The organism is Oribacterium sp. (genome assembly GCF_057249185.1).
In genome coordinates this window covers 1-7,864 of the sequence record NZ_DBHIGR010000102.1, presented here as the reverse complement: position 1 = coordinate 7,864, position 7,864 = coordinate 1, and the positions used below count along the sequence as shown (strand labels likewise).

The 7,864-nt window shown below is 43.9% G+C and carries 7 protein-coding genes; all 7 read right to left on the bottom strand.

Annotated features, from left to right (window positions below):
• The coding region (locus ACO4PX_RS06750; RefSeq protein ID WP_485572061.1) for an oligosaccharide flippase family protein at nucleotides 1-321 on the bottom strand (321 nt) is incomplete at its 3' end.
• Nucleotides 322-530: 209 nt separating this feature from the next.
• A complete protein-coding gene (locus ACO4PX_RS06745; protein ID WP_485572060.1) occupies nucleotides 531-1,502 on the bottom strand; it encodes a glycosyltransferase family 2 protein in 972 nt (323 codons plus the stop codon).
• Between the two features lie 109 nt (nucleotides 1,503-1,611).
• Nucleotides 1,612-2,586, bottom strand: a complete 975-nt coding sequence (locus ACO4PX_RS06740) for a glycosyltransferase family 2 protein (RefSeq protein WP_485541866.1) — start codon at nucleotides 2,584-2,586, stop codon at nucleotides 1,612-1,614.
• Between the two features lie 151 nt (nucleotides 2,587-2,737).
• Nucleotides 2,738-3,598: a glycosyltransferase gene (locus tag ACO4PX_RS06735; RefSeq protein ID WP_485572059.1), complete on the bottom strand. Its 861-nt coding sequence runs from the start codon at nucleotides 3,596-3,598 to the stop codon at nucleotides 2,738-2,740.
• Nucleotides 3,598-4,572, bottom strand: a complete 975-nt coding sequence (locus ACO4PX_RS06730; protein ID WP_485572058.1) for a glycosyltransferase family 8 protein — start codon at nucleotides 4,570-4,572, stop codon at nucleotides 3,598-3,600. The genes ACO4PX_RS06735 and ACO4PX_RS06730 overlap by 1 nt, the downstream gene beginning before the upstream one ends.
• Before the next feature lie 89 nt (nucleotides 4,573-4,661).
• Nucleotides 4,662-6,383, bottom strand: coding sequence for a 2-isopropylmalate synthase (gene leuA, locus ACO4PX_RS06725; RefSeq protein WP_485541861.1), 1,722 nt, complete (start codon nucleotides 6,381-6,383; stop codon nucleotides 4,662-4,664).
• A gap of 122 nt (nucleotides 6,384-6,505) precedes the next feature.
• Entirely contained in the window at nucleotides 6,506-7,858 is a 1,353-nt protein-coding gene (glmM, locus tag ACO4PX_RS06720; RefSeq protein ID WP_485572062.1) for a phosphoglucosamine mutase, read from the bottom strand.
• Nucleotides 7,859-7,864: the final 6 nt, after the last annotated feature.

The following is a 7,864-nucleotide window of genomic DNA, read 5'->3' as shown; positions in this document are numbered from 1 at the left end:
GCTTATGCCGTAAAACAGGAGGTAGATTCCTCCGGACAAAGCCAAGGTCAGATAAAACACGGAGGAATAATCTTCCTCTTTGATTTCTTTTTTCTGCATCAGCGCCTGAGAAAAACCGGATTGAATAAAGGTATTGGCAATGGTGATAAAGATGCTGATGACACTAACCGCCCCTACTTCTTCCGTATCCAAAATCCGAAGAAGAAACAGGGAGAAAATCAGCTGTATGCCCTGGTAAGAAATCTGCTCCAGGAAACGCCAAAAAAGGCCGGAAAGGATTTTTCCCTTCCATCCCTCTTTATTTTGCGTCATTTCCCCCATAGCATTCTCCTTACTATCCTTTGTCTTACTATCTTTTGCCTTACTGTCTTTTATCTTACTGTACTTTGCCTTACTGTACTTTGCCTTACTATCCTTTTCCTTATTGTCCTTGCCTTACCGTACTTTACCTTACTGTCCTTTGATTTTTTTACATTTCTTTTTGCTTTGCCGAAGCTGCTCTTTCTCTTTCACTGAAAATGCTCTTCTATTTATTTCTTCCGCTCCATACCGAACTGTTTCTGTAAGAAGCGATAAAGCTTGGGACAGTACCGCTCCAAGCGAAGCAGGACTCTCTCACGGGAAGACATTTCTTGTAAATAGGCTCTATATTCCTTCTGATAAATTTCAGAAAAATCCCTTAGATTCAGTGCTATAGAAAAGCTGAGTCTATTGATAGCTTCCTCTATTTCCAAGCTATATTCCCCCTTGGACTCTTCTAAAAAGAGCTTATAGCAATTCTTCATCTCTGAAAGATATTTTTCCTGCTGCTGCCGTCCTTTTTCCCTTTCCGTCCAGGAGCTTTGCAAATGAAAGCGATAGGCGGTATATTCCTCCGGCAAGTATACCGCCTTTCCGGCCAAGGCCGCCATCAACTCTATAGGTCTGTCTCCCACCGGACAGGCATAGTAAAAGTCCGGAAGCTTTTCAATTAAGCTTCTTCTAAAAAACATAGAGGAAAAGGCAATCCCCTTAGGATGGTTGATTAGCTCTCTTCCTTCCAATATTTTCCCCTCCGAATAGGGACGAAGTAAGTCTTTTGGGCCTTCCCTGCCGTCGGGGAGCAAAACCTTTGCCGGATGAAAGCAAAGAACAGCCTCTTCTTCTTTTTGCAAGGCTTCCATCTGCTTTTCCAGTTTGTCTTCCCGAAGGTAAAAATCATCCCCGTCAATTACGGTAATAAATTCCCCCTTGGCTCTGGGAAAGTTAAAGATTCCGGTAATATTTCTTTTCCCCTGAGAATACTGATTTTCCGACTGTAGGATTGGAAAAAGGATCTCCGGATATTTCTCCTGATAAGAACGGATAATCTCCTGACTTCCGTCTGTGGAGGCATCATCATGAAGAAGGATTTCCAAAGAAAAATCCCCCTTCTGGGAAAGAATACTGTCTAAACACTTTCCGATATAGTCCTTATGCCGGTAGGTCACAATACAAACGGAAATTAATGGTTTTTCTTCCATTACGCCTCCTTTCTTCCATAATCTAAGCCATACACTTTATTGATTATTAAGCCACATAAGCTATTGTCTAATATGACTCTAATCTCTTGGCTCATAAGTTTCTAAGCACTTAACTATCCAAAAACAGCATTGCTCCGATGCCCCGATACAGAGGATAGGGGTAAATGCCGAAGAGGGCCATGGTGGTGATTTTCCCCAGTCGACTTTTTCCCTCTAAGGATAAGAACGCCTCTAAAACCTTCCTTTTGATTTCCGGAAGCTCATCTCCAAATAAACGCTTCAATTCTCTCCCCTGGGCAAACAATGCCCGGTAAGAAGTATGAATAATCTCTTCCTTATCCTTTTCTCCGGAAGCCGCCAGCCTGTCTCCACATTCCTGCAATATACTGGCTTTTTTTGCCCCTAAGACATTTTCTCCATGCTGCCGGTAAGCATAAGTGGCATAGGGCAAATATTGAATTTCCCCAAAGCAGTTTGCCAGCAAAGCCAGCCAATGGTCATGCATCTTCACCTGCTCAGGAATTTCCTTGCAATATTGCAGCAAAGCCTTGTTAATTCCCACAGAGGCTCCTGTCACATGGTTTTGCAAAAGCAGGCGAGAAAAACGGTAGGATGCTCCCGGTAATTTCTGATATCTTCTATAGGATTTGGCCAGGAGCTTTCCCTCCATATTCACCAAGGAACAATCGGTATGGCAGAGAATCGGAAGGCTTTCCCCAAACTTTCTTTCTTCCTCTCCTATGACGGAAATCGTTTTGGAAAGCTTGTCCGGAAACCAGTCATCATCTTGATCTGCAAGGAAAATATACTCTAAGTTGTCGATCTCCACTTCTCCCTTGGCCAAGGCGGAAAGGATAGAGAGAAAATGCTTTGCCGGACTTCCGGTTTTCATAGGTCTTGGGAAAGCCATCATTCTCTTTCCATACTTTTCCTGCATGCTTTGAAGGATTGCTTTTGTACTGTCGGTGGAACCGTCATCAGAATAAAGGAGGCAAAAATCCTCCCTATCCTGCTCCATAATGGATCTAATCTGCTTTTCCAGATATTTCTCCCCATTATAAGTACATAAAATCACACAATGCATTTCAGCAATTCCTCTCTTTTAGTCTTCTATTACTTTGTTGCTGCCATAAAATTAAGCCTCTTCTATTACTTTGTTGCTACCATAAAATCATCTGTCTTCTATTACTTTTTTGCTACCATGAAATTAAGCCTCTACCATTCTTGATTCCGACTTATTTCGATAAGAAAAGAGAATACAATAAGGTTTCTCCCAAAATAACGGTCTGCATAGCTTTTAAGAAAAACATTTGCAAAAAATTGGCATGGAGGTATTTTCGGGCATACAATGCCTCGGACTGCTGCCGAAGCTTTTGTCTTTGCACCAAGGATTTCAAGGATTTTTTGGTGCTACCGCTATCCTCGTGAAGGTAAGAACAAATCGTACAAAGATAGGATGTGTAGCCTGCCCTTCTCAGCTTTTGTCCAAGTACCTTTTCCTCCTCATAAAGGAAGAAGTCCTCGTCATAGCCCCCGGTCTTTAGGAATGCCTCTTTAGAAATACAAAGGGAGGAGCCATGCAGCACATCCACCTTCACATAGGGCTTTTGTTCCAAATAGGCTTTAGGGTAAAAGAGCAGGGAAGAAAAAATCCTCTTGCTAAAGGGCCCCATGCTCAGAAGGTTTTTCAAAAAGCTTTGTAAAGGCCAAGCGGTAGCCTGTTTTCCGTAAGGGTCCTTCATTCTGCCGGAGACCAATCCCACCTGCTTCTCCTTTGCAAAAACAGACAGAACATTTTCAAAGTAAGCTTCCTGAAAACGGGTGTCGGGATTGGCCAAAAAACAGTGGTCCATCCCCTCGGAGAAAGCGGCACGAAAGCCCAGATTGTTTCCTGCCCCATAGCCCTTATTTTCCTTGGCAAAAATCAGTTTACACTTATGGTCTTTAATCTTCTCTAAAGTCTGCCTGCTACTATCCGTGGAGGCATTATCCACGATATAAATTCTCGTTAACACGGAAAAATCCTTCAGCTCTTTATATAGCCGAAGGGTATTTTCCAAATCATTATAATTTAAAATCACTATAGCACAGGACATTAGTTTTCCTTCCCCATAGAACGATAATAAAGCTCTCCCACCTTCTCCCGAAGCTTAGGGAATACAAAAGTCAGGAGATTTAGGACATGGTAGCAAAATAAATAGCCCTGCTTTCCCTTTTCCTTTTCCAACGAAAGGGGACTTTCTTCCGCATAATAGTCAAAGGCTCTGCGATAATAATTGTGATTGCCTTCTCTCCAAGGTCTTTCATCTCCGGCAAAATGGACAATCACCGGATGGGCCTTGGCCTGAGAATAACTCTTTTTGCTTTCCAGCTCCTGATACCAGGGAGAAAAACGACACAAGGCACTATACCTTGCATAAGCATAGTTGGAAAAGAAGTTAAAACGCTGGGGCAAGGAGCGAATCCGTCCCTTACACACCATATTCAAAATGTCCTGGTCATTAAAAGGAAGCTGACCTTCCTTCATTTGATAATAGCGAAGACATTTTTCTTCCATTCCTTCCTCCCGAAGCAATGAAAGATTCATAAGCATCACTCCCGCATTATAGTAGGGACTTTCCTCCGCTAAGGATAAAAATTCCTTATGCTTTTTATAAATACTGGGCTCCGGAGCCATGCCCAAAAGCTTATCTCCAAGCTTTAAATGATAAAGGGGCAAAATGGATTGGAGCACCACTGTATCCGCATCCAAGTACAAAGCCTTGGTAATCGTTTCCGGAAGTGTGGAAGGGATAAAGAGTCGAAGCAGGGTAGCTTTGGAAAATTTTCCGGTGAAAAGGCCGGGAAGCTTTTCCTTCCATTCGGATAATTTCTCTTCCAAATCATAAAAGCTAATTTTCTGTCCTTCCGTCTCCACATATTGCCGAAGTTTTTCCTTACTTTCCTCTTCTATTCCCAAGGATAGGATATGAAAATGAAGAGCTTCTCCCTCCGCATGCAAAAGAAGAGAGGAAAGTGACACCGCAAGAATCGGCATAAAGGCCTCATTGACTCCGTAAACGATGTGCATACTTTTCTCCCTTCTGTATTCTACTTAGTTTCGCTTTAAGCTGTATTCTACTTAGTTTTGCTTTAACCTGTATTCTACTTAGTCTTGCTTTAAGAGCTTCTTTCTTCCGCCACTCTACGCTTTCCTTCCGCCTCAGCCTCTTCCGGGAAAAGCAGACGATTCATCGCACTGAAAATCGCCCTAACGGAGGAACGGGTAATGTTGGAGGAAACTCCCACACCGAAGCCGGATTTCCCGCTATTCTCCTCCACAAGTTGAATATAGGATACCGCCTTTGCAGAGGAACCTGCACTAAGAGCATGCTCTGTATAATCCACAACCTTTAAAGCCAGCTTGAATTCCTTATTCAAGGCACTGATTACCGCCTCGATAGGACCGGATCCTTGACCGGAAACCTCTCGCAGTACACCGCGATTTTCAAAGGTCAGGTTAATAAAGCTGATGTAGGAATCTCCCTCTCCTTCCACATCGGTGGTACGAAGATTCTTGAAGAATAACGGAGCCTTGGCTTCCACATATTCCTCCCGGAATACCTCTAATATTCTCTTCGGATTTACCTCGCCCTCCTGCTCGGAAATCTTCTGAATATAATCCGCAAATTCTCTCTGCATTGCCTTGGGCAGCTTATAGCCGTAATCAAAGTCCAGAATAAAGGCAACTCCGCCCTTACCGGACTGGGAATTGATTCTAACCACAGGCTCATACTGTCTTCCGATATCTGCAGGGTCAATGGGAAGATAAGGCACCTCCCAGAAGGGGTTCTTTCGTTCCCGCATGGCCAATACACCCTTATTGATGGCATCCTGATGGGAGCCGGAAAAGGCGGTAAATACCAGCTTTCCAGCATAGGGATGACGATCCGGCACACTCATCTTGGTACAACGCTCATAAACCTCCTGAATTTCCCGAACATTTTCCAGATTCAGCTTAGGGTCGATGCCGTGGGAGAAAAGGTTATAAGCCAGGGTTAAAATGTCGACATTTCCGGTTCTTTCTCCATTTCCGAAAAGGGTTCCCTCGACTCTTTGTGCTCCGGCAAGAAGGGCCAGCTCTGCAGAGGCAATTCCCTCTCCTCTATCATTATGGGGATGCACGGAAAGAATCACATGCTCTCTTTCCTTCATGTTTTTGGACATAAACTCAATCTGATCCGCATAGACATTGGGGCTATGCATCTCTACGGTATTAGGCAGGTTAATGATAATCTCCCTTCCCGCCTTGGTTCCCCAGGCGGAAATCACCGCATTACAGATTTCCAAAGCATAATCCATCTCCGTTCCGGTAAAACTTTCCGGAGAATATTCCAGACGAAGCTCTCCGGAAAAATCCTTTTCATGCCGCTTCACCATTTCCACACCGGAAAGGGCAATGGCGGTAATCTCCTCTCTGGACTTTCCGAAAACCACATCTCTTTGCAAAATGGAAGTGGAGTTATAAATGTGCACAATAGCCTTTTTTACTCCTTGGAGAGCCTGGAAGCTTCTTTCCAAAAGCTCTTCTCTACACTGTACCAAAACCTGAACCGTAACATCCTCCGGAATCAGATTCTTCTCCACCAAAGTTCGTAAATAATCAAATTCAATCTGAGAAGCCGCAGGAAAACCGACTTCAATCTCCTTAAAACCAAGCTTACATAGGAGTTGGAAAAATTCCACCTTTTCTTCTACGGTCATGGGATCCACAAGAGCCTGGTTTCCATCCCTTAAATCCACAGAACACCAAATCGGTGCTTTAGTGATTTCCTGATCCATCCAAGTTCTTTCCGGATAACGGAAAATCGGAAATTTTCTGTAACGCTTTACCTGATCCATTCTTACCTCCTATTGTATTTTTCCACTACTACTCTTACTTACTTCTTATTTTGAGTCTACCCTGTACTGCCAAACAAGCTTTTCCAAGCTCTGCAGGGATTCCTTTTACTCTATCAATAAACTTAGGAAAGGACTAGTCCTTCCTTTTTCATAACAGCTATAACTTCCTCTACATATTTCTCACAAAGCTCTTCCTTGGAAGCCTCCACCATAACACGAATCAGAGGCTCTGTTCCGGAAGCACGAAGGAGAATTCTTCCATCCTCTCCCAAGCTTTCCTCCACCTTCTTCACCGCCTCCTGTACGGTTTCATTCTGCTCCACCAAAAGCTTATCTTTCACCCGAACATTCTTTAGTACCTGTGGAAAACGCTGATACTCCGCCAAAGCTTCCTTAAGACTCTTCTTTTCCTCTAAAAGCACTTCCATCAGCTTAATACTGGTGAGAATTCCGTCCCCGGTAGTGGCATGCCGCATAAAGATGATATGTCCGGACTGCTCACCTCCCAAGGAATATCCATTCTCTGCCATATTTTCATAAACATAGCGGTCCCCTACTTTGGTCTTTTCATAGGAAAGGCCTGCCGCATCCAAGGCCTTGTATAAGCCAAAGTTGGACATAATGGTAGTTACAATTTTATTGTCCTTTAACTGCCCCTTATCCCGCATATTTTTTCCGCAAAGGTAGAGAATTTGATCTCCGTCCACCAGTTCTCCGTCACTGTCTACACAGAGACAACGATCCGCATCTCCGTCATAGGCAAAGCCGATTTCGCAATCCCCGTTCTTCACATACTCCTGCAAGGCTTCCATATGGGTAGAACCGCAGTTGGCATTAATGTTGTAGCCGTTAGGATCATTGGAAAGTACATGGGTATCCGCTCCCAGGGCATCAAATACCGCCTTGGCACAGGAAGATGCGGAACCGTTGGCACAGTCCAAAGCAATCTTCTTTCCCTTAAAGGAACGGGTTGCCAAAGAAATCAGATAGCCGATATAACGGTTTCTTCCTGCGGCAAAGTCTACGGTTCTTCCGATTTTATCCCCGTTGGCTAAAGGAACTTCCTCGGTTTCTCCATCCAGATAGGCCTCAATCTCCGCAATAAAATCATCGGAAACCTTTTCCCCATTTTCATTGATGACCTTAAGACCATTGTCATAGAAAGGATTGTGGGAGGCGGAAATCATTACTCCGCAGGAAAAGTCTTCAGAACGAACGATATAGCTAACGGAAGGCGTAGTGGTAACATGCATCAGATACGCATCTGCTCCCGCAGCGGTAATTCCTGCGGAAAGAGCATATTCAAACATATAGCTGGAGCGTCTGGTATCCTTACCGATAACAATACGGCACTCCTTTGTGCCTTTGTTCGAAAAATAATAGGCCAAGAACTTTCCCACCTTAAAGGCGGTATCCGCTGTCAAATCCACGTTAGCCTCTCCACGATAACCGTCTGTTCCAAAATATTTTCCCATCTTTTC